13 protein-coding genes and 6 pseudogenes are annotated in these 19601 nt (G+C 71.2%); 9 read left to right on the top strand and 10 right to left on the bottom strand.

Features of this window, described 5'->3' with window-relative positions; all coding sequences use genetic code 11:
- A partial coding sequence (locus JL475_RS23545; RefSeq protein ID WP_237408053.1) for an acyl carrier protein occupies window positions 1-312 on the bottom strand: 312 nt, incomplete at its 3' end.
- Between the two features lie 231 nt (window positions 313-543).
- On the opposite strand from JL475_RS23545, the pseudogene JL475_RS40205 reads away from it, so the two are divergent.
- A pseudogene (locus JL475_RS40205) lies at window positions 544-937 on the top strand (hypothetical protein); the annotation flags it as partial.
- A 103-nt stretch (window positions 938-1040) separates the two neighbouring features.
- Here JL475_RS40205 and JL475_RS23540 read toward each other — a convergent pair.
- Window positions 1041-1253 (bottom strand): annotated as a pseudogene (locus JL475_RS23540) (DDE-type integrase/transposase/recombinase); the annotation flags it as partial.
- Window positions 1254-1552: 299 nt separating this feature from the next.
- Between JL475_RS23540 and JL475_RS40200 the strand changes: the two are divergent.
- A pseudogene (locus JL475_RS40200) lies at window positions 1553-1687 on the top strand (IS6 family transposase); the annotation flags it as partial.
- Window positions 1688-1754: 67 nt separating this feature from the next.
- On the opposite strand, the pseudogene JL475_RS23535 reads toward JL475_RS40200, so the two are convergent.
- The 4 genes and pseudogenes from JL475_RS23535 to JL475_RS23520 form a co-directional block, all read right to left on the bottom strand.
- A pseudogene (locus JL475_RS23535) lies at window positions 1755-2313 on the bottom strand (MarR family winged helix-turn-helix transcriptional regulator).
- A gap of 164 nt (window positions 2314-2477) precedes the next feature.
- A complete protein-coding gene (locus tag JL475_RS23530; RefSeq protein ID WP_202279829.1) occupies window positions 2478-3848 on the bottom strand; it encodes an MFS transporter in 1371 nt (456 codons plus the stop codon).
- A 273-nt stretch (window positions 3849-4121) separates the two neighbouring features.
- Window positions 4122-4659 (bottom strand): annotated as a pseudogene (locus JL475_RS23525) (integrase); the annotation flags it as partial.
- A 45-nt stretch (window positions 4660-4704) separates the two neighbouring features.
- A pseudogene (locus tag JL475_RS23520) lies at window positions 4705-5612 on the bottom strand (NAD-dependent protein deacetylase).
- 305 nt (window positions 5613-5917) lie between these two features.
- On the opposite strand from JL475_RS23520, the gene JL475_RS23515 reads away from it, so the two are divergent.
- Window positions 5918-6442: a hypothetical protein gene (locus JL475_RS23515; RefSeq protein WP_202279827.1), complete on the top strand. Its 525-nt coding sequence runs from the start codon at window positions 5918-5920 to the stop codon at window positions 6440-6442.
- On the opposite strand, the gene JL475_RS23510 is transcribed toward JL475_RS23515, so the two are convergent.
- On the bottom strand, window positions 6421-6876 hold the full coding sequence (locus tag JL475_RS23510) for a DDE-type integrase/transposase/recombinase (RefSeq protein ID WP_307825132.1): 456 nt from the start codon (window positions 6874-6876) through the stop codon (window positions 6421-6423). The two genes, JL475_RS23515 and JL475_RS23510, sit on opposite strands and share 22 nt — an antisense overlap.
- 84 nt (window positions 6877-6960) lie before the next feature.
- Here JL475_RS23510 and JL475_RS23505 point away from each other — a divergent pair, with 84 nt between their 5' ends.
- Window positions 6961-7590 carry a hypothetical protein gene (locus JL475_RS23505; protein ID WP_237408051.1) on the top strand — a complete coding sequence of 210 codons (630 nt, stop codon included), beginning with the start codon at window positions 6961-6963 and terminating at the stop codon, window positions 7588-7590.
- 129 nt (window positions 7591-7719) lie between these two features.
- On the opposite strand, the gene JL475_RS23500 is transcribed toward JL475_RS23505, so the two are convergent.
- Entirely contained in the window at window positions 7720-10605 is a 2886-nt protein-coding gene (locus JL475_RS23500; RefSeq protein ID WP_202279823.1) for a poly(A) polymerase, read from the bottom strand.
- On the bottom strand, window positions 10605-12344 hold the full coding sequence (locus JL475_RS23495) for an RNA ligase family protein (RefSeq protein ID WP_202279821.1): 1740 nt from the start codon (window positions 12342-12344) through the stop codon (window positions 10605-10607). The genes JL475_RS23500 and JL475_RS23495 overlap by 1 nt, the downstream gene beginning before the upstream one ends.
- A gap of 311 nt (window positions 12345-12655) precedes the next feature.
- Between JL475_RS23495 and JL475_RS23490 the strand changes: the two genes are divergently transcribed.
- Entirely contained in the window at window positions 12656-13570 is a 915-nt protein-coding gene (locus JL475_RS23490; RefSeq protein ID WP_202279819.1) for an RNA repair domain-containing protein, read from the top strand.
- 262 nt (window positions 13571-13832) lie between these two features.
- Here the strand turns inward: JL475_RS23490 and JL475_RS23485 are convergent, their stop codons facing one another.
- Window positions 13833-14858, bottom strand: a complete 1026-nt coding sequence (locus JL475_RS23485) for a glutathione S-transferase family protein (RefSeq protein ID WP_202279817.1) — start codon at window positions 14856-14858, stop codon at window positions 13833-13835.
- Between the two features lie 213 nt (window positions 14859-15071).
- On the opposite strand from JL475_RS23485, the gene JL475_RS23480 reads away from it, so the two are divergent.
- From JL475_RS23480 to JL475_RS23465, 4 genes are all read left to right on the top strand, one after another.
- Window positions 15072-15371, top strand: a complete 300-nt coding sequence (locus JL475_RS23480) for a hypothetical protein (protein ID WP_202279815.1) — start codon at window positions 15072-15074, stop codon at window positions 15369-15371.
- Window positions 15372-15612: 241 nt separating this feature from the next.
- The gene (locus tag JL475_RS23475) at window positions 15613-16221 is read left to right on the top strand and encodes a TMEM175 family protein (protein WP_202279813.1); all 609 of its coding nucleotides are present in this window, start codon (window positions 15613-15615) and stop codon (window positions 16219-16221) included.
- A gap of 399 nt (window positions 16222-16620) precedes the next feature.
- Window positions 16621-17877: a GAF domain-containing protein gene (locus JL475_RS23470; RefSeq protein ID WP_202279811.1), complete on the top strand. Its 1257-nt coding sequence runs from the start codon at window positions 16621-16623 to the stop codon at window positions 17875-17877.
- Between the two features lie 123 nt (window positions 17878-18000).
- The gene (locus tag JL475_RS23465; RefSeq protein WP_202279809.1) at window positions 18001-19524 is read left to right on the top strand and encodes an aldehyde dehydrogenase family protein; all 1524 of its coding nucleotides are present in this window, start codon (window positions 18001-18003) and stop codon (window positions 19522-19524) included.
- Window positions 19525-19601: the final 77 nt, after the last annotated feature.

Genomic DNA, 19601 nt, shown 5'->3' with positions numbered 1-19601 from the left:
GAGTGCCGTCGCCAGGCCGCGGATCGTCCGGTGCCGGTAGACGTCCTTGATCGAGACTGACGGTAGATCCGCTCGTTTCCTGACACGTGCGCAGAATTGTGCCATCACCAATGAATTGGCGCCGAGGTCGTCGAAGAAATTAGCGTCGACCGACACCTGCTCGACGCCCACGACGCCGGCGAGTACCTCGGCGAGGTCCTTTTCCGTGCCCGCCGACGGACTGTCTCCTTCCGGCGGGGCGTGCGTCCTGTGCTTGGCGGCTCCAGATCCATCCGGCACATCCGTCAGGGACTCGGCAGACTTCTCCGGCATGCAAGCTCCTTGAGCACTCGCAGAACCATCACACTCCAGTCTCTGCCGTCCACCGGCGGGGTGCCACTCGAATCGGTTACGCAGCGCGACACGAGGAGTCGTCGATGCCGGGGGATTCGGTCGCAACGGCCTCGGCACCGGGTCGCCCTTGCCGAATACTCGTCCATGCAGGTGGGAGCGGTTTTCGGGGTGCCGGCCGTGACCGGTCGAGTCGCCGCTGTCGCGCGGCGGCGGTGGGCGCGGCGTATCGCCCGCCGACACGCTGCCCGGTCCGAGCCGAAGCGCGGGGGCCGGCCCGCACCGTGCACTCGATCCGAGCATTCGTACCGCACTTGGCCAGGGAAAATCCAAGTCGGGGCTACCGGCTCCCGCACGGTGAACTGCTCGTGCTCGGAGTGAAGGTGGCAGCATCCACGGTCTGGGAAATCCTGGTTCGAGACGTTCCACGGCGAGCACAGGCCACGGCGAGCACAGGCCGCACCAGGCTCTTGCGAACGCCCGCCCCCTCCACCCGCTGCCCGCTCCGATCGAGGATCCGGACCGGATCGCCCGTCTGGACGTACGACACGTACGACGACGAGCGCGGCTCGGCGGCACCCTCCACGAGTACCAGCATGCGGCCTGACCAGCACGGATGAGGTGTTCGGCAAGGGCAGCGTTGTCACGTTGTTGGATTTGTGGGCGTCTGACGGTGTGTCGGGCCGTGGGGGCTTGCGGTTCTGGTCCGTGTTCAGGCCCTTGTGACAGCGGTGCTCGACCAAGGGCATGACCTCTCGGTGGGCGGCGCCGTAGGAGCACAGCTCGTCCGTGACGGCCACCCGGGGCACCGAACATGTCGTCTTCATCAGCCTGCGGAAGAAACGCCTGGCCGCGGCTTTGTCCCGGCGGCTCTGCACGAGGATGTGGAGCACGTTCCCGCCCTGGTCGACGGCCCGCCACAGGCAGGGTCCGTTGTCTGATCGGTTCTGTCCGGAACGCCGGGTTGGTTAGCGGCTGGGGTGGGGCGCCCCGGGAGCGCCGTGCCGGGCGCCCGCCCGTTCCGCACGGGTGGTCACGGACGGCAGTGGTGCAGCGGAGCGAGACGCCGGCGGAACCCCTTGACCACCCCTGCCGGAGCCCGGGGCGAGGGGGTGGTCAAGGAGTTCCGGCGCCTCGCCGCTACGGTCCGTGACGGGTGCGTGAGGACAGCCCTCCGGCGGCGGGGTGGGCGGGCATGAGGGGTCCGGCGGCACCCCCGGCAGCCCAGCGGTTCCTGTCCGCGTTCAGCGGCATCTCACCCCACTTCCGGCCACGCCGCCACCTGTTGACCGCACTCGACCACCGTGCCGAGACGGCCATCCGCTTCGCGATCGGGGACCGGATCACCGGTGCTGCCGCCGTGCCCACCGCAGTGTGCCCCAGGCCCGCCCGCCCCCTCCACGCCCTGACGTGCCCTCAACCGCTCAACATCCCACCAACGTGACGACGCCCGCCGTGGAGTCCGCCGTCGATCCCAAGCTGCGCTCCAGCTTCTGCAGCAGTGCGGCCAGTTGCGCCCGCTCCTTCGGCTTCAGCCCCGCCAGCATGGACCGCTCGTTCTCCAGGTGCTCCGCGAACAGGGAGTCGATCAGCTTGAGCCCCGCCGGGGTGAGCCGGCAGTGCACCACCCGGCGGTCCTTCACGTCCCGTTCCCGGACGATCAGCCCCTCGCCCTCCAGCCGGTCCAGTCGCAGCGTCACGCCGGCGGACGAGATCAGGCTTGTCGCCGCCAGCTCACCCGCCGTCAGACGGTACGGTTCCCCGGACCGCCGCAGCGCAGCCAGCACATCGAACCCGGCCGGCGACAGCCCCGCCGCGGCCAGAGGTCTGCTCGTCCGTGACTGGTACAACAGGAAGGACCGGTGCAGGCGTCCCAGCACTTCGATGGGGGGACGGGTCGAGATCCGGCCGCTGCCGGTGCCACTCCTCGATGATGTGTGACACCGCGTCGGCGTCCGTGCTGCTCTGAACCCTGCCGGCCACAGCGGTCTCCTCCTGGTAATTCCTTACGGATGAAAACTGTTCCCTTCATGGTTTCGGGCGGGCGCCCCGATGCGAGAAGGGCCGGAGGACCCCGGAAATCGGGGACCTCCGGCCCTCCTGCCGTCGGGGGAGAGCAGCGGGCTGCAGGGTGCGCGCGGCAGCCGTCAGGCGTTGAGCTCCTCGAGCGTCCTGCCCTTGGTCTCCACCGCGAAGCAGGCGACGATCGCGCCCACCGAGGCGACGACCGCCAGCTGGATGAAGATGACGTCGAGGCTCGCTCCGGAAGCGATGATCGCGCCGACCGTGATCGGGCCGAGGATCACACCGAGGCGGTTCCACACACCGCCGAACGCGGCGCCCTTGGCGCGGTTGCGCGTCGGGTACAGCTCCGGCGAGTAGAGGTAGAGCGAGGCGTTGATGACGAAGACGAAGAAGGTGGCGCAGGAGGCGAAGAGCGCGACCTGACCGCCGGAGGTGGCGCCGGCCACGGCGAGCGCGGCCAGCGCGGCCGTGGTGCCGATCAGCGAGGTGAGCAGCAGCGGCTTGCGGCCTATGCGGTCGACCACCAGCGCGGCGATCAGCGTGCCCAGCAGACCGGTGGCGTTGCTGATCAGGGAGTAGGTCAGCGCGGCGGTGAGGTCCAGCCCGAACTGCTTGGTGTAGAGCGACGGCAGCCAGGTGATGATGCCGTGGTTCACGTAGTAGGCCACGAACCACATGGTCGACAGGATGACGGTGCGACGCAGGTAGCGGCCCTGGAAGATCTCGCGCAGGCGGCCGCGGGACTCCTCGGCCGGGATGTCCAGGGAGGGCTGTGGCAGCGGCTGCTTGGCCGAGGCCCGGACCTCGGCCTCGATCCGGGTGATGACCTCCTCGGCTTCCTCCAGGCGTCCCTGGGAGGCCAGCCAGCGGGGCGACTCGGGCACCTTGCGGACCAGGAGCAGCGCCAGCAGCACCGGCAGGCCGCCGATCAGGAACATCGCCTGCCAGCCGAGGTGGGGGACGACCCAGACGGCGGTCAGGGAAGCCGCCGAGAGACCGGCGGGGAAGATCAACTCGTAGAGCAGCACCAGCCTGCCGCGGTTGTCGGAGCGGGCGATCTCGTTGATGTAGGTGGCGGCGATGGGCACCACGCCGCCGATGCCGATGCCCTGGACGAAGCGGAAGCCGGCGAACATCTCGATGTCGGCGGAGCCGGCCACCGCGATGCTGGCGAGGCCGGTGATCAGCACGCCGAGGGCGACGGTGCGCACCCGGCCGATCTTGTCGCCGAGCCAGCCGGCGCCGAACGCGCCGAACAGCATGCCGACCGAGGCGGCGGTGACGGCGAAGGTCGCCTGACCGGTGGAGAGGTTCCACTGCTCGGTCAGGACGGGCAGTGCGGAGGCAGCGAGCAGTAGGTCGAACCCCTCGAAGAAGGTGACGGCGCCGATCAGGAAGCGGACCTTGACGTGCCACCGCGAGTGCGGCAGCCGTTCGAGTCTCGCGGCAATGGAGCCCAGGCCCAGGTTTTTTTCCGTGGCCACGGTCGACATGGAAATCCTTCCGCGCGCAGTGCGGGAGCCGGCAGAGTTGCCGCGACCCCAGGTGGCGTTACCTAAGGGGTCAATGATTTAGCGCTTAAGGATATGACGGGAGAGCCGTACTTCCGCATCGTCGCCCCGAGCCTTGCGCAGAGCCGTTTCAGGGCAGGCCGGAGTCACTCGCGGTCCAGGATTCGGACCCGGTCGGCGGGCGGTGATCAGTGCGTGTGGTGGCGGGTGCCGAATCATCATCCGCCCTGGTCAAGCGGAGTGGTGGTACGCGTGGAGGGTGCCGCCGAGTCGATCTCGTCGGCAGGTCTGGATCCACCGTTCCATGATCGAGTTCATTCTCGGCATCCGGATGCCGTTGAGGACGACCTCCAGCCCGGCATCGGCCGACACCGCGTCGAAGCCCTGCGTGAACCTCGAATCCCGGTCGCGGATCAAGAACCTGGCCTTGCTGCCCGCGTCCTCCAGGTCCAGGGCGAGGTTGCGTCCGAGCTGCACCACCCAGTCCGCGGTGAGGTGTGCGGTGGCGCCCGGGATCCGGATCCCGCGGGTGGTGTGCTCGATGACGGCGAAGACGTACAGGCGCACCCGGTCAGGGTGCGGGTCTCGAAGAAGTCGCAGGCGAGCAGCGCGTCCTCCTGGCTGCGCAGGAAGTCGGCCCAGGTCGTGCTCTCATGTTCGGGGGCAGGCGGGATGCCGTGCTCGCGGAGAATCTCCCAGACGGTGGAAGCGACGACCTCGACGCCCAGCGTGGCGGCTGACCGTGGATGCGCCGATGCCCCCAGGAGCTGTTCTCGCGTGCCGGGCGCATCACACTGGTGCGGTGGAACCCCGGTGATGTTCCACCATCGTCACGACCTCACCCGGAGGCCGTCGCCCGGCCCTCGACGGGGATGCTCAGCCGGCCGGCCACGGTGGTGAGAGCCGTTCCCAGGGGGAGTGTGACCCGGGTGAGGGCGTGCCGGTCGCCCCGGGTCGGGTCCCGGTTGACGATCAGTACCGGCTTCCCGGCCTGGGCCGCCTGGCGGACGAACCGGAGCCCGGACATCACCGTCAGCGAGGAGCCCAGGACCAGCAGCGAGGCTGCCTCACGGACCATCTGGCGGCAGTGCTCGACCCGCCGCGGCGGAACGGTCTCGCCGAAGAACACCACGTCCGGCTTGAGGATGCCGCCACAGACCGCGCAGGGCACCACGCGGAAGTCCCCGACCTGTTCGTCGGTGAGGTCGGCGTCGCCGTCCGGGTTGATTCCGGCGGCCACCGGCTCGAAGCCCGCATTGGCCTCCTCCAGCCGCCGGGCGAGTTCGCGGCGTGGGCTGGAGGTGCCGCAGGAAAGGCAGACGACCCGGCCCAGGCTTCCGTGGAGTTCCACGACGCCCTCGCTGCCGGCGGCCTGGTGCAGGCCGTCGACGTTCTGGGTGATCACACCCGAGAGCAGGCCGTGCCGCCCGAACGCGGCCACGGCCCGGTGTCCGGCGTTGGGGTGGGCGCGGCCGAAGGCGCGCCAGCCGAGGTGGCTGCGCGCCCAGTACCGGCGCCGAGCCTGGGCGCCGGCGGTGAAGTCCTGGTAGGTCATCGGGGTGTGCCGGCTCAGGCTCCCGCCCTCGCTCCGGTAGTCGGGGATGCCCGACTCCGTGGAGATGCCCGCCCCGCTGAGCACCAGCACACCGCCGCTGCTCAGAGCACATCGGCGACCGGCTCCAGATCTGTGGTGCCCGGCAACAGGCCCTCGGCAGGGGACCAGCTGACAGTGGGGCGCACGCGCATGCCGCCAGGGTACGGGGACAGGCCGCCTTCAGCCGTTCTCACCGGTCAGCAGGACGGCACACCGTGCTGGTGTGCGCCCCTGTCCTGTTTCGGCGCGGCTTGTCACGGGAGGCGGAAGGGAAGGGGCGTGTGACAAGCCGGTGGCCCGGGCGAACGGATCAAACCCACTGCGCCTTCCCCGTGTGCCCGCGGACGGATACCGGCCGCCCTCTGGCGGACGCGCGTAGACATCCGCCATGATCTGCGTGCACCACCTGCACAGCCACCCCCCAAGGAAACCCGGCCCCCAGCAGGAAGGTTTGCACATGAAGGCCGTGAAGGCTCTGAGATTCCCGAGGATCCGCTCGGTCCTGATCGCTCTCGCTCTGGTCGTCGCCCCCGGCGCCGCCGTCATCGGCACGGCGGGCGAGGCGTCCGCCGCCACGAAGATCAGCCACGCCACCGCGACCTCGATGTTCCGCGAGGTGGGCATCACCTGGTCCTCCTCCGGCAACTGCTCGAACCGCAACATCTCGACATGCACGTCGTTCGAACAGCTCAACCTCGCCACCGCCCAGGGCGCCCAGACCCTCAAGCGGGCCAGCGGCTGCGCACTGAACGTCACCGGCGGCACCGAGACGGGCCACGCCTCCGGGACGTACTCGCACTGGAACGGCTACAAGCTCGACTACAGCAAGTACACGTGCCTCGGGAACTACATCAAGAACAACTTCGCCTACATCGGGGTGCGCGGCGACGGCGCCCGGCAGTGGCGTTCCGGTTCCGGCAACGTCTACGCCGAAGAGAGCAACCACTGGGACGTCACGTACTACAACTGCGGCGGCTGCTGAGCCGTACCCCCGCACACCCCGCAGCCACCGTTCGGCCCGTCGAGGGCGGGCCGAACGGTGGGCCCGGGCCCCACTGACCGCACGGCTCGTCCCCCGACACGACCTGGCGGTGGGCCGCTCCGTGGGAGCGGAGCCTGGCGGTGACCACCACACGCGGCACGGGTGTCGCGCTTGGGCCGGACGAGGACGTCCCGCACGTTCCCGTGCCGGTCCACCGCCCGCCACAGGTACTGCCGCTCGCCGTTGACCGTGATGAAGACCTCGTCGAGGTGCCACGTGTCGCCGGGCGGGGATGCAGCCGGGCGGGGGCGTCGGCGGCGCAGCGCGTCGGCACAGGCCTGCCTGGCCCCGGTGCACCGACGGCGGACCGTCTCGCAGGAGACGACGACACCGCGCCCGGGCGGCAAGTCCTCGTGTCCGGCGGCGGGAACCATCGGGCCGGAACGACTCGTCACTGATCACGACCGCCACTCAAAGCGGCGGGGGACACGATGAGTGAAGCGACAATGGGGGTCTTCATGAAGCGCGCATCTGCGGCAAGAACAGGCCTGACGGCCGTGGCGGTGTTGGCGATGCTGACGGTCAGCGGCTGCCGGGAGGACGCCACGGGCCTTCCCGACCCCGATGCTCCCCCGAGCGGGCAGATCTCCGGATCCGCGTCACCGACGCCTTCGGTGGAGCAAAGCGGTCCGCGCATCCTGCTGGACGCCCCCCGAGCGGGCGGCCTGGACAAGCTGACGGGAGACCGGGCCCTCACGGACGCCCCGGTCGACCCGGGCGAGATGCGGGACGGCATGACGCTGGTCATCGGCAACTACGGGGACCCGGGCGGGCAGGGTGCGCCGGTGCTGTTCGAGGGCGTCGACCACGTACCCGAGGACACCAGCAAGCGCCGTGAGCACCTGTTCCGAGGCATGATCGAGTACATCCGGTGGGACCCGGAGCTGGGGCAGCCCGAGGCGCAGCCGGTGGAGCCCGGGCCGCTCGGTGGCTCGGTGGAGTGCCTGCTCGCCTCGCTGAGCGAGGAGGGCAACGTCATCTGCGGGTGGGCCGACGAGGGCACGGCGGCCGTCGCGCTCTTCGAGGACAGCACGCTCGCCGATGCGGGAAAGCTCTTCGTCGAGATGCGCGGGGACCTGGAGCGCTGACCGACCGGCGAGCGAGAACGAGGCCGCAGCCCCGGTCGGCGGGCCGGACACTCTGTCCCGGAGATCCCGGAGATCCCGGCGGGCTCCCGAGACCGCGGGATCCGGCCCGGGGTGACGTTCCTTGACGCGTCACCCCTCCGGTCGGCGCAGGGTCGGTACGGTGCCGCACTCCGCCCACGTGACGTCGACCCCGCGCAGGTCTCTGCCCCACCCCGCGGAGACTTCCGCGAGCCGGGCAGCGTCGGGCGGGGTACGGCCGAGGCCGATCGCGTACCGTGCGAACGCCGGCCCGGTCTCGAACGGGCGGGGCCAGGCGTACGCATCCCCCGTTCCGGAGTCCTCCAGCGCGGTGAGCAGCGCTCGCAGACGCCCCCGGACGCGCCCCAGAGTCTCCTCGAACTCCTCGGCAGGGCCCGGGCGTACGGTCAGGACCGCCCAGGCCGCGTGCTGCCGGTGCAGGGAGGGCGGCGACAACAGCTCGGGCCAGGGGTCCGTGCCCGCCTCCGCTGCCGTTTCCAGGACGGTCCAGGCGCGGTAGAGCTCATCGGTCAGCAGGTCCCGGAAGCCGGCGCCGACCTGTCCGGTGCAGTTGCGGACGGGGGCGGTGGGCGTCATGAGTGCCACGGGCGTGCCCGGCCCCGTTCCGGTGGACGTGAGGCCGACCGGGTCCCGCCAGTCCCAGGCAGCCCAGGTGCCGAAGAAGTGACGGAGCAGGTCCGAAGCGGCCGGGTCCGTGGCCTCGCATGTCGTACGGGCCGCCAGCACCGACCAGGCCAGGCCCGGCAGTCCACCGAAGGGAGCCGAGTCGAGGCCGCGAGCCCCGGCCCACGCTTTCACCTGCCTGGCGAGCCGGGTGAAAGCGGTGTGGCGGTCGCCCACCGCGGCCCGTACGGCGTCCGCGTCGCTCACCGCACTCAGGGCGATCGCCGCCCCCTCGTCCAACTCGGCGCGGCGGACCACTGCTTCGCCGGGGTCGAGCGTTCCGGTGGCGACGATGACCAGGTCGACGTCCAGATCACCGGTGCGCAGCCGCAGGCCCGGCACCCGGGCGCCGGTCACCTGCCGTACCCGGGTGGCGTCCGGCAGCGCGGCGGTCACCCGTGCCCGGACGCCGGCCGGGTCGGCGCTGCCCGGCAGTGCCGCGACCAGGTCCAGGTCCGCTCCGGCCAGGGCGCAGCCCATGCGCCGTGATCCGACGACGTGGACGACTCCGTCACCCAGCGCCGCGGAGATGCGCTGCGCCGTCCTGCGCGCCAGGACGGCCCGGTCCTCGCTCTCCGCGGTCGGCTCGGGGGCAGCGGGTCCGGGGGCAGCGGGTCCGGGGGCAGCGGGTCCGGGGGTTTCGGGCAGCCACCGCACGTCGCCCGTTCCGAGAGCGATCGTGGCGCGTGGACGCATCGGTTCGTCGCCCCGGCGGGAGAGCAGGACCAGCTCTTCGACCCGTGCCGGCATGCCGTCGAGCCGGGCGGCGCATGCGGCGGCGAGGCGCTGCGGATCCCTCGTCCGGCCCAGGGTGAGATGGGGGGTGAAGCCCTCGGAGCGCCCTCGGCAGCGCGGAAAGCGCTCCTCCAGAGCGCGGCGCAGTCCTGCCCACGGTGCTGCGTCGGCCGCCGCCGGGTCGAGCCAGACGGTGGCGTCGTCCCGGTGCCCGAAGGTGTGCACCCCGTCCAGCCGGGCGGTGAAGACCGCCGTGCCGGCCGCCGCCTCGGCCAGCAGCGGGGCGGCCCGCTCGAAGTCGGACTCCGGCACGAAGCCGAAGAGCACATTGACGTGCGGCGGCCACCGGTGGAACTGCGGATCGTGCTCCCGGCGGATGCCCTGGAGGGCCGGCCACAGCTCCTGGGGCGGTATCCACGCCAGCGCGGTGCGGGCTGTCGGCCGGGCGTCGAGGACGTCCGTGGGCTCCGTACCGCTCAGCTGGAGGTCCGCCTCCACGCCGTAGTGGTCCGAGACGTAGAGCCCGTCCGTCGTGGGAGAGTCGCCCCGCAGGAATGCCCCGGTCGCCCGCAGCCGTCCCGCGCGCAGGAAGATCCGGTCCAGCCGGGAGGCCCGGCCGGACAGTGAGGACACCGCGGCCAGCGGATTGACGCCCGGGTCGAAGGTGGGCGTCCGGTCGCCGGGCCCGTGGACCTCCGTCCAGGCGTCCCGCAGCCCGAGCGCGGCGGCCGGTTGGTCGCCGCCGTCGTTGAAGTCACCGACCAGGATCAGATCGCCGTCCACGCCGCCGAGTCCCTCGGCGAGCCGGCCCAGTTCAGCCTGCCGCCGGGCCGGGCCGTCGTGGGAGTGGTCACTGCTCAGATGGGTCGTGGCCACCACGAGTGGACCGGAGCCGGTCTCCACGGTGATGGCGGTGACGGCCTTGTGCGGTCCGAGTTCGTGCCGCCCCGCCTCCCGTACGGGCAGCCGGCTGAGCAGCAGCAGCCCGCTGTCCTCGACGTCCTTTCCTCCCGGGGCGGTGCCCAGGGTGTAATCGGCGCGGACCCAGGGCGCCCGCAACAGCATGGCGAGCAGACCGGATTCGACCTCCTGGAGCGCGATGACGTCCGCGTCGGCGTCCTCCAGGGCTGAGAGCAGCAGGGGGCGGCGCCGGGCGGTGTCGATGCGGTCGCTGTCGTACCGGTCCCACAGGGTGTTCCAGGTGAGTACGCGCAGACTTCCCGCGCTCGGCACGGTCGTGCGGGGTGCGCCGTCCGCGGGTCGCCATCCCCCTGCCGGTTCCCAGACGTAGGGCGTCCCGGCTGTGAAGAAGGGCGCTCGCAGCAGGCGCGGGTGCCGTACCCGGCCGGCGTCCGAGGTGTCGATGCGGTCCACACCGGTGGCCCGGTCCCAGAGCAGCTCGCCGTCCGCCTCGACGAACAGCACCCGGTGCCACGGGATGTCGCCGCCGGGTACGAACGAGGACAGCGGGACTCTCTTGGGGGCGGCACCGCGCTGGGCGATCCCCAGCACGAACCGGGCCGGGTCGAACCGCGGGTCCCAGCGAACCCGGTGATAGATCTCGTCGCTCGTACGCATCACGCCTCTCCTCCGTCCACGATGCCGTCCAACGCGCCTGCGGTGTCGTCGACGGTCCCGCCCGCTCCGATGTACCAAGTGCGGTGGGCCTCAGCCGGGTAGGGCGGGGTGAACCGGTGCAGCTGCGAGGCGAGCACCTCGGGCGGCACCGGGTGGGCACGCCCCTTGTTGCGCCGTGCCAACTCTTCCTCGTCGACCAGCGCGACCACGTGAGTGACCAGGGCGTCGCGGCGCCGTGCCACCCTGTGCACCAGAGAACGTTGGTGCCGGTTGAGGGACGTGGCGTCCCACACCACGGTCCCGCCGCCGGCCAGCGCCGAGTCGAGTCGGCCCAGCCCCTCCCGCAGGACCTCCCCGTTGGCCCGCTGGTCGGCCCGGGAACCCCGGGCCTGGCGCAGATCGTCGAGGGAGACGCACGAGTCGGTCCGGGGAAGACTCCCGGCGAAGGTGCTCTTCCCACTGCCCGACGGCCCGACGAGATGGATCAGCCGGGGAAACGCCCCGGAGCGCCACCGCCAGCTCGCCGCCACCGCCTCGTCGACGGTGGAGATCCGCCCTTCGGCGAACGCGTCCCGTGCCTCCGCCCAGCACCGGTCGGCGGCAGCGGAGCCGAGGCCGGCGAGTGCGTCCCGCAGCCCGGCCCGCAGCGGCTCCAGCGGCGATTCGCCGAGCAGCCCGGCCGCCTCGGCGTGCAGCGCGGACCATTCGACCTGCTCGCGGGCCTCGGCGGTGTGCGCGACCGCCCCTGCGACCGCGTGAAGCACCCCCAGGTCGGCGGCGAGAGCGAAGCGTGCCAGGCCGGTCCGGCGGTCGCCGTCCGGGTACGGGCACTGAAGCCTTGGGGACAGCCCGACCAGGTCTGCGACGCGGCGGGCGCCCGGCATGCCCAGCGGCCCCGCGAGGCGGGGCCCGAGCCACGCCCGGCGCGTACTGTGGAGCATCGCGGCCAGGACACCCTCCAGCCGTGCGTCCCCGGACCGGCCCAGCCCGTCCAGTCTCGCGGACACATCGGCGACGGCGGCCTCGGCGGCGGCCGGGTCCTCAGGGGCGACGCCCAGCGCGGCCGACAGGGACGGCACATCGGCGGCCGCCCCCGAACGCACCGCCCACAGTGCGGCGTTCGGGTCCAGAGCGTTCTCCACGACAGCGGCGTGCATCCAGTGCGTATCGGTTCGAACGTGTCTTTCGCGCACCCACTTGGCCACCCGCTGCCCGAACTCCTGCCGGCCGAACCCCTCGACGGTGCGTACGACGTAGCCCTCCTGGCGCACGGTGTCCAACCGCAGCGCGCGCAGCGCACGCTCGTCGAATACACCCCGCCACAGCACTCGCGGCACCGGAACTCCCAGCCGCCGCAGGAACCGGACCGTCCGGTCCCAGTCCAGGCAGCGGTCGCCGCCGTCCCAGACGGAGAACCCGTAGAACCAACTCTCCAGGTCTCCGTACGCGATCGAGTGCCGCGCGAAGAGGTTCTCGCCGCACACCCGCCAGCCATGCGGGATCTCCGCGCCGATCCGTCCCTGCAGGCTCTTCACCCACGCCCGCGAGGGATGGTGCGCGGAATCCAGCGACCGGGCGTGAAGCCCGTCGGTATAGAGGGTGGTGTTCTCCCCGTCGAGTTTCTCGGTGACCACGACCTCGCGGCCGCGCAGCCCGGACAGGTCACCGGTTCTTATGTCGTCCGACGCCGCCCCCGGCGACCACGGGAGATGGGGCGTACGGGGGTAGTGCACACGCATGATCCGCTTTTCGTCACGATGTCGGGTCCGGTCACTGTAGGAACTCGGGGAGAACGGATCCACCGAATAATCGCCGACCGGCGGGACACCGCCCGTGTGGACGGGTGACGTGCCGCCGGCTCTGTGTTTCCCGCCCTTCGACCACTCGCAGGAGGGTGACGGCGGCTCGGTAGGAGTCGGCAGTCTTGTCGTACGTCGGCACCGTCACGCCTCGCGTCTGATGAGTGACGGTGCGAGTGGAACCACCGTCGAGGACAGGACGGGCGGCACCCTGGAGGAAGAGAAGGCACGAAGACGGGAGAGGAGGCGTGATGCGTACGAGCGACGAGATCTATCACCGGGTTCGCTGGGACCCGCGGTTCGACCCGGCCCGGTTCGTGCTGGGGATCGCCCAGCGCGGTGCCGCCCCCAAGAGAGTCCCGCTGTCCTCGTTCGTACCCGGCGGCGACATCCCGTGGCACCGGGTGCTGTTCGTCGAGGCGGACGGCGAGCTGCTCTGGGACCGGGCCACCGGTGTGGACCGCATCGACACCTCGGACGCCGGCCGGGTACGGCACCCGCAAGCGGACCTGGGCTTCGACACGAGCCCCGGCAGCGGCGAGCCCGCCGACGTCCTCGACGTGCCCCCGACGGCCCGCACGGCGGTGGCCTGGATCCCGCCTGCGGAGCTGTGGCCGCCGATCCAGGACATCCGCCGGGAGCACGATCCGCAGATCCACCGGTGGCCGCCGCACGTCAATGTGCTCTTCGGCTTCGTGCCGGAGTCCGACTTCGAACGGGCCGCCCCGCTGCTGGCCGAAGCGGCGGCCGGCACGGCGGTCTTCACCGCCCGGCTGGACGGGGTGCACACCTTCCGGCACCGGGTGTACTTCACCGTGTGGCTCGACCCGGCGGCAGCGGGCAAGGCGCCGTGGGCGGACCTGCACCGCCTGCTGCGGCAGCGGTTCCCGCGCTGCCGCGGGCCCGCCGAGAGTTTCACCCCCCATCTGTCCCTGGGCCGGACCCGGGACCCGCGGCGGGTCACCGCCGACTGTGCCACCCGGCTCGACGCGATGACGGCGACGGTCTGGGAACTCGTCCTGCTCTCCCGCAGCGGCGACGGACCGATGCGGCCACGGGCCACGATCGCCCTGCGAACGGGCGAGGTCCGCCGGCTGCCCGGGCCCGGCCCCGAGGTGCCGGGCCCGGAGGACACGGCATGGCTCTCCCCGATCACCGACAGGTGAGGCCATGGCCGGGCGGGGCGAAGCGCTGCCAGGGATCCAGGCCGCCGGGGCGGAGTGTTTCGACGCCTGCCGGAGACGCGTCAGTGCCCGCCCCTCCCAGCATGACCAATCAGAAGATCATCCCATCCGGTCGGTCGGCGTGGTCTTCTTCCTCACCACGTGGATCTCCCGGATCTCCCGGATCTCCCGGATCGGTCGCGTCGGTTCCGTATGAGCAGTCGAATCGCTTCGCACCGGTTCGGTGCACGGGCGGGTCCGAGCGTCAGGGGCGGCCCCGCTCGGCTGTCTCCTCGTCCGCGCGGACCGGCCCGGGCGGCGTCCCGTCGCCGAACGGCCGACCGCCCAGGTCCTCGCGGTGATGAGGGGCCGACCAGCCGGACAGATCGGGTCCGAGGGGCACGATGCCGGTCGGGTTGATGCCGGTGTGCACCTGGTAGTAGTGCCGTTTGATGTGGTCGAAGTCGACGGTGTCGCCGAAGCCGGGTGTCTGGTAGAGATCGCGGACGTACGCCCACAGCACCCGGTTCTCCGTCAGTTTCCAGCGGTTGCACTTGAAGTGGCCGTGATAGACGGCATCGAACCGCACCAGCGTGGTGAACAGCCGGATGTCCGCCTCCGTGATCGTGTCGCCGACGAGGTACCGCTGCCCCGCCAGCCGCCGCGCCAGGAGTTCGAGCCGTCGGAACACGCCCGCGCACGCCACCTCGTACTCCTGCTGACCGGTGGCGAAGCCCGCCCGGTACACCCCGTTGTTCACATCGTCGAACACCTCCGCCATCACCGCGTCGATCTCGTCGCGCCACTTCTCGGGGTACAGGTCGGGCGCGCCCGCGCGGTGCAGTGCCGTCCACTCGGTGGCGAAGTCGAGAGTGATCTGCTGGTAGTCGTTGGTGACCAGTTGCCCGCCGGCCACCTCCACGATCGCGGGAACACTCACCCCGCCCGGGTAGTCCCTCTCCCGCCGGTCGTACGCCTCGCTCAGATACCGGATGCCGAGAACCGGATCACGGCCGCCCGGGTCCAGGGTGAAGCGCCAGCTGCGGTCGTCCTGGACCGGGTCGGCGACGGCCAGGGACAGCGCGTCCTCCAGACCGAGCAGTCGCCGGGACACCAGCGCCCGGCTGGCCCACGGGCAGGCACGGCTGACGACGAGCCGGTAGCGCCCGGCCTCCACCGGCCACCCGTCCCTGCCGTCCGCGGTGATCCGGTCCGCGAAGTGGGCCCTCGACCGCTTGAACGCCTTCCGGCCGTAGGCGCTGTTGCCGCCGCCCCCCTCGTCGCGGTTCATGATGTCCTCCTCCTCGTCGCTTCGAACCCACTGTGACCGCGTTCCCCGTTCTCGGCGGTCGGCACGGTGCGACAAGAAGGACACCGGCCTCGTCCATCCAGGTCGAGCGGACCGTTCTCCAGTGGGTCGCGTGGTACGAGGGTGAACGACTCCATGTAAGCCGGGGCACATCAGATGCGGCGCACGGGGCTCCCCGGTGACAGGATCGGTGTTATGGACACCGAGACGGACTGGGCGTACCGGGTGTTCGAGCCGCACGGCTCCGAGGGCTGGCGCCCCTACGGCAGCGACCCCGAACGGTGGCAGGGCGCGATCACCGCCCCCCGCTCGACCGAGGGCGCCAAGTACGCCATCGGCCGCATCCTCGGCGATCTGATGACCGAGTGGGAGAGGATCGGCCTCCATCACGCGATGCACGTGCGGGTCTTCCTCTGGCGCGACGAGGCAGGCGACATGGAGGATGCGGACTTCATCGTGGAGGTCCGGCCCCGGTCGGACATCGACGCAGCGTGATCTCCGGCGCATGAGGCTCCTCACGGTGGCAGGCTCGGTGCGTCGGCCACCGAGAGGTCGTGGGCGTACCGCCCGGCGCCCCCTCGACCGCCTCGGCGGAGTGACCCACGAGTACCGAAACACGGCCTGACCGGCGCGGACGGGATATCCGGCACCGCTGCACGTACGCGGTCCGGATGATGACGCCCCGAGGGCCGACGGCCGCGACCGGCCTGGAGCCGTGCGCCATTAGCATCGGCTCATGCCGACCGAGCGGATGGAAGCGTTCAGCGATGGGGTCATCGCCATCCTGATCACGGTCATGGTGCTCGAGCTGCCCACCCCGCACGGCACCACTTGGGCGGCCCTGCACGACGCGCTCCCGGTGCTGCTGACCTACGTGCTCAGCTTCGTCTACCTCGGCATTTATTGGAACAACCACCACCACATGCTGCAGGCGACCGATCGGGTGAACGGGCTGATCCTGTGGGCGAACCTGCACCTGTTGTTCTGGCTCTCCCTGATCCCCTTCACCACGGCCTGGATGGGCCAGAACCACTTCGCCGCCGTCCCCACGGCCGCGTACGGCATCGACCTGCTCGTCGCCGCCCTGGCCTACTACGCACTGCAGAAGACGATCACCCGGGACCAGGGTGCAGAGTCCCTGCTCGCCACCGCCGTGGGCAGGGACCTGAAGGGCAAGGTCTCGCCGCTGCTGTATGCGAGCGGCATCGGCCTGTCCTTCCTGACCCACTGGCTCGCGGTGGCGATCTATGCCGGCGTCGCGCTGATGTGGCTGGTCCCCGACCGGAGGCTCGAGCGGACCATCGCCCACAGACCGCCCCCGGCACCGGGCGAGTCCGCCCCCTGACTCCGCCGCTCTGCGAAGGGGCCCGCCGACCGGGTGGATCCAAGGCGTCGTCCTCGGCGTTGTGGATGTCCTGGATCGCTTTCCGGGCACCGTCCCGGCAGGTGTCACGCACGCCGGTCTACTCGGTGACTTTCGACCGGTCACTCGGGAAGGTACGCCCTTCGTGCGTCAACACGAGTCCGATCCACAGGACTTGAGCGTCGCTCGCCGCAACCGCGCACCCTCGGACGTCGCCGGCCCGGCAAGGGTCGTAACCGGTTGCGGCCGTCCGTTCGGCGAACACGCGTACGGGAAAACCGGTCGACGGCAGCAGGAGGCCACCGCCCCCGTCGAAACGGTTGTCGCCACGTACACCCCGGGCGACGATGTCCCCAGCGCATCGCCCTGCGGGAGGCCACGTTGACCGAACCCTGGGTAGCCCTGGAACCGGGGGCCGACCCCGCCGAGCGCGTACGCGTGCTGCACCGGGCGCACGAGACCTTCACCGAGGCCGGCGCGGTGCCGCCCCCGGTGCGCGGCGTGGTCGCCGAGTCGTGGCGGCGCTCGGCACGCGCCGGGGTCCACCCGGACGGCACCGCCGACATCGAACTGACGGACAGTGACCTCGGGGCCCGCCGCGCCGAGCACCCGCTGGCTCCTGTGATGCCGCTGTTCCGGGAGCTGATGGGCACGTTCGCCTCCGACGGCCGGCATCTGCTGGCGGTGTGCGACGCGCACGGGAGACTGCTGTGGGTCGAGGGGCACACGTCGACGCTGCGACAGGCGGGGCGGATGAACTTCGTGCCCGGCGCGCGGTGGGCGGAGAGCGCGGTCGGGACGAACGCGCCGGGCACGGCGGTCGCCGTGGACCGTCCGGTCCAGGTGTTCGCGGCCGAGCACTTCGTGCGGCGCGTGCAGTCGTGGACGTGCGCGGCGGCCCCCGTGCACGATCCGCACACGGGGCGGCTGCTCGGTGCCGTGGACATCACCGGCGGGGACGGTCTCGCACATCCGCACAGCCTGGGCTTCGTACAGGCCGTGGCACGCGCAGCGGAATCCCAGCTGGCGCTGCTCGCCCCGAGGCGCCCGGACAGCGGTGGGCCCGGACTGGCGGCACTGGGCCGCGACCGGGCCGTGCTGACGGCAGGTGGCCGCAGTATCCGGCTCAGCCGACGGCACAGCGAGATCCTCGTCCTTCTGGCCCGGCGCCCCGACGGCCTGACCGGCGACGAACTGCTGTGCGCCCTGTACGAGGACGAGTCGGTGACACCGGTGACGCTGCGCGCGGAACTCGCCCGGCTGCGTCAGGTGCTCGGCCCGGGACTGCTCGCGTCGCGCCCCTACCGGCTCACGGCACCCATGGAGTCGGACATCGCCGCCGTCGAACGCCGGCTGGCGGCCGGCGCGGTCACCACCGCCCTGGCCGCCTATGCGGGCCCGCTGCTGCCCGCCTCCCAGGCACCGGCGGTCGTACGGCTCAGGCGCCGCCTCGCCGACGGCCTGCGCGCGGCACTGATCGCCCGTTCGGACGCCGACCTGCTGACCGACTGGGCCCATGCGCCATGGGGAGAAGAGGACCCGGACGTGTGGCGGGCACTGGTCACGGCCCGGCCGACGGCATCGAACCGGGCCCGTCTGGCCTCACTCGAATCGGAGTTGGCGGCCCCGGACGGCTGATCCCGCTTCGAGGACCGGTAGCACCGCTGCCCGTCCGCAACGTGGATGCAACGTCCGTGTCCTTAGGCTCCGGCGCAGAGCTGCCCAACGGCGGGCAGTCCTGCTGAAGGAGGCCAGTTCCGCATGACCCGTTACGCGGCGCCCGGAAGTGAGGGCGCGATCGTCTCCTACCAGCCCCGCTACGACCACTTCATCGGCGGGGAGTACGTACCTCCGGTCAAGGGGCAGTACTTCGACAACCCGAGTCCGGTGAACGGGCAGCCGTTCACCGAGGTGGCGCGCGGTACGGCGGAGGACGTCGAGGCGGCACTCGACGCCGCCCACGCGGCCGCGCCCGGCTGGGGACGCAGGCCGGCGGCCGAGCGGTCCGACATCCTGCTGAAGATCGCCGACCGCATGGAGGCCTGCCTGGAGTCACTCGCGGTCGCCGAGAGCTGGGAGAACGGCAAGCCCGTACGGGAGACCCTGGCGGCCGACATCCCGCTGGCCATCGACCACTTCCGCTACTTCGCCGGCGCCGTGCGCGCCCAGGAGGGCTCGCTCAGCGAGGTCGACGACGACACGGTCGCGTACCACTTCCACGAGCCGCTGGGCGTCGTCGCCCAGATCATCCCGTGGAACTTCCCCATCCTGATGGCGACGTGGAAGCTCGCGCCCGCCCTCGCCGCGGGCAACACGGTCGTCCTCAAGCCCGCCGAACAGACGCCGGTCTCCATCCACTACTGGCTGAGCCTCGTCTCCGACCTGCTGCCGCCGGGCGTGCTGAACATCGTCAACGGCTTCGGCCCGGAGGCCGGAAAGCCGCTCGCCTCCAGTCCGCGGGTGGCGAAGATCGCCTTCACCGGCGAGACGTCCACGGGACGGCTGATCATGCAGTACGCGGCCGAGAACCTGAAGCCGGTCACCCTGGAGCTGGGCGGCAAGTCGCCGAACATCTTCTTCGACGACGTGTGGGAGAAGGACGACGAGCTGCGCGACAAGGCCCTCGAAGGGTTCACGATGTTCGCGCTGAACCAGGGCGAGGTGTGCACCTGCCCCTCCCGCGGGCTGATCCAGCGCGGCAACTACCCCGACTTCCTGGCCGCGGCCGTCGCCCGCACCGAGCTGATCAGGCCCGGGCATCCGCTGGACACCGACACGATGATCGGCGCGCAGGCGTCCAGCGAGCAGCTGGCCAAGATCCTGTCCTACATCGACATCGGCCGGCAGGAGGGCGCCAAGGTCCTCACGGGCGGCGAACGCGCCGAGTACGACGGCGACTTGAAGGGCGGCTACTACGTGCGGCCGACCATCTTCGAGGGCGACAACCGGATGCGTGTCTTCCAGGAGGAGATCTTCGGCCCCGTCGTCTCGGTGGCCTCGTTCGACGACTTCGACGACGCGATCAAGATCGCCAACGACACGTCGTACGGTCTCGGCGCGGGCGTGTGGACCCGCGACATCAACACGGCCTACCGCGCCGGCCGCGCCATCCAGGCGGGTCGTGTCTGGACGAACTGCTACCACGCCTACCCCGCGCACGCGGCGTTCGGCGGCTACAAGCAGTCCGGGATCGGCCGGGAGACGCACAAGATGATGCTGGACCACTACCAGCAGACGAAGAACCTCCTTGTGTCGTATTCGCCGAAGAAGCTGGGTTTCTTCTAGCCGCGACAGAAGGGCGCCCGAGCTCGGTCGAAGCCCGGCAGGCGCCCTTCTCGACGGGTGGGGGACCACCGGCAGCC

Source organism: Streptomyces sp. M2CJ-2 (genome assembly GCF_016757295.1).
Lineage (GTDB): Bacteria > Actinomycetota > Actinomycetes > Streptomycetales > Streptomycetaceae > Streptomyces.
The sequence above is the reverse complement of the archived record's forward strand: the minus strand, read 5'-3'. Positions and strand labels throughout refer to the sequence as shown.

Coding starts and splice junctions, on each gene's coding strand:
- JL475_RS23530 (WP_202279829.1), bottom strand. CDS start 3,848: ATGTCGACCGTGGCCACGGAAAAAAACCTGGGCCTGGGCTCCATTGCC.
- JL475_RS23515 (WP_202279827.1), top strand. CDS start 5,918: ATGAAGGCCGTGAAGGCTCTGAGATTCCCGAGGATCCGCTCGGTCCTG.
- JL475_RS23510 (WP_307825132.1), bottom strand. CDS start 6,876: ATGGTTCCCGCCGCCGGACACGAGGACTTGCCGCCCGGGCGCGGTGTC.
- JL475_RS23505 (WP_237408051.1), top strand. CDS start 6,961: ATGAAGCGCGCATCTGCGGCAAGAACAGGCCTGACGGCCGTGGCGGTG.
- JL475_RS23500 (WP_202279823.1), bottom strand. CDS start 10,605: ATGCGTACGAGCGACGAGATCTATCACCGGGTTCGCTGGGACCCGCGG.
- JL475_RS23495 (WP_202279821.1), bottom strand. CDS start 12,344: ATGCGTGTGCACTACCCCCGTACGCCCCATCTCCCGTGGTCGCCGGGG.
- JL475_RS23490 (WP_202279819.1), top strand. CDS start 12,656: ATGCGTACGAGCGACGAGATCTATCACCGGGTTCGCTGGGACCCGCGG.
- JL475_RS23485 (WP_202279817.1), bottom strand. CDS start 14,858: ATGAACCGCGACGAGGGGGGCGGCGGCAACAGCGCCTACGGCCGGAAG.
- JL475_RS23480 (WP_202279815.1), top strand. CDS start 15,072: ATGGACACCGAGACGGACTGGGCGTACCGGGTGTTCGAGCCGCACGGC.
- JL475_RS23475 (WP_202279813.1), top strand. CDS start 15,613: ATGCCGACCGAGCGGATGGAAGCGTTCAGCGATGGGGTCATCGCCATC.
- JL475_RS23465 (WP_202279809.1), top strand. CDS start 18,001: ATGACCCGTTACGCGGCGCCCGGAAGTGAGGGCGCGATCGTCTCCTAC.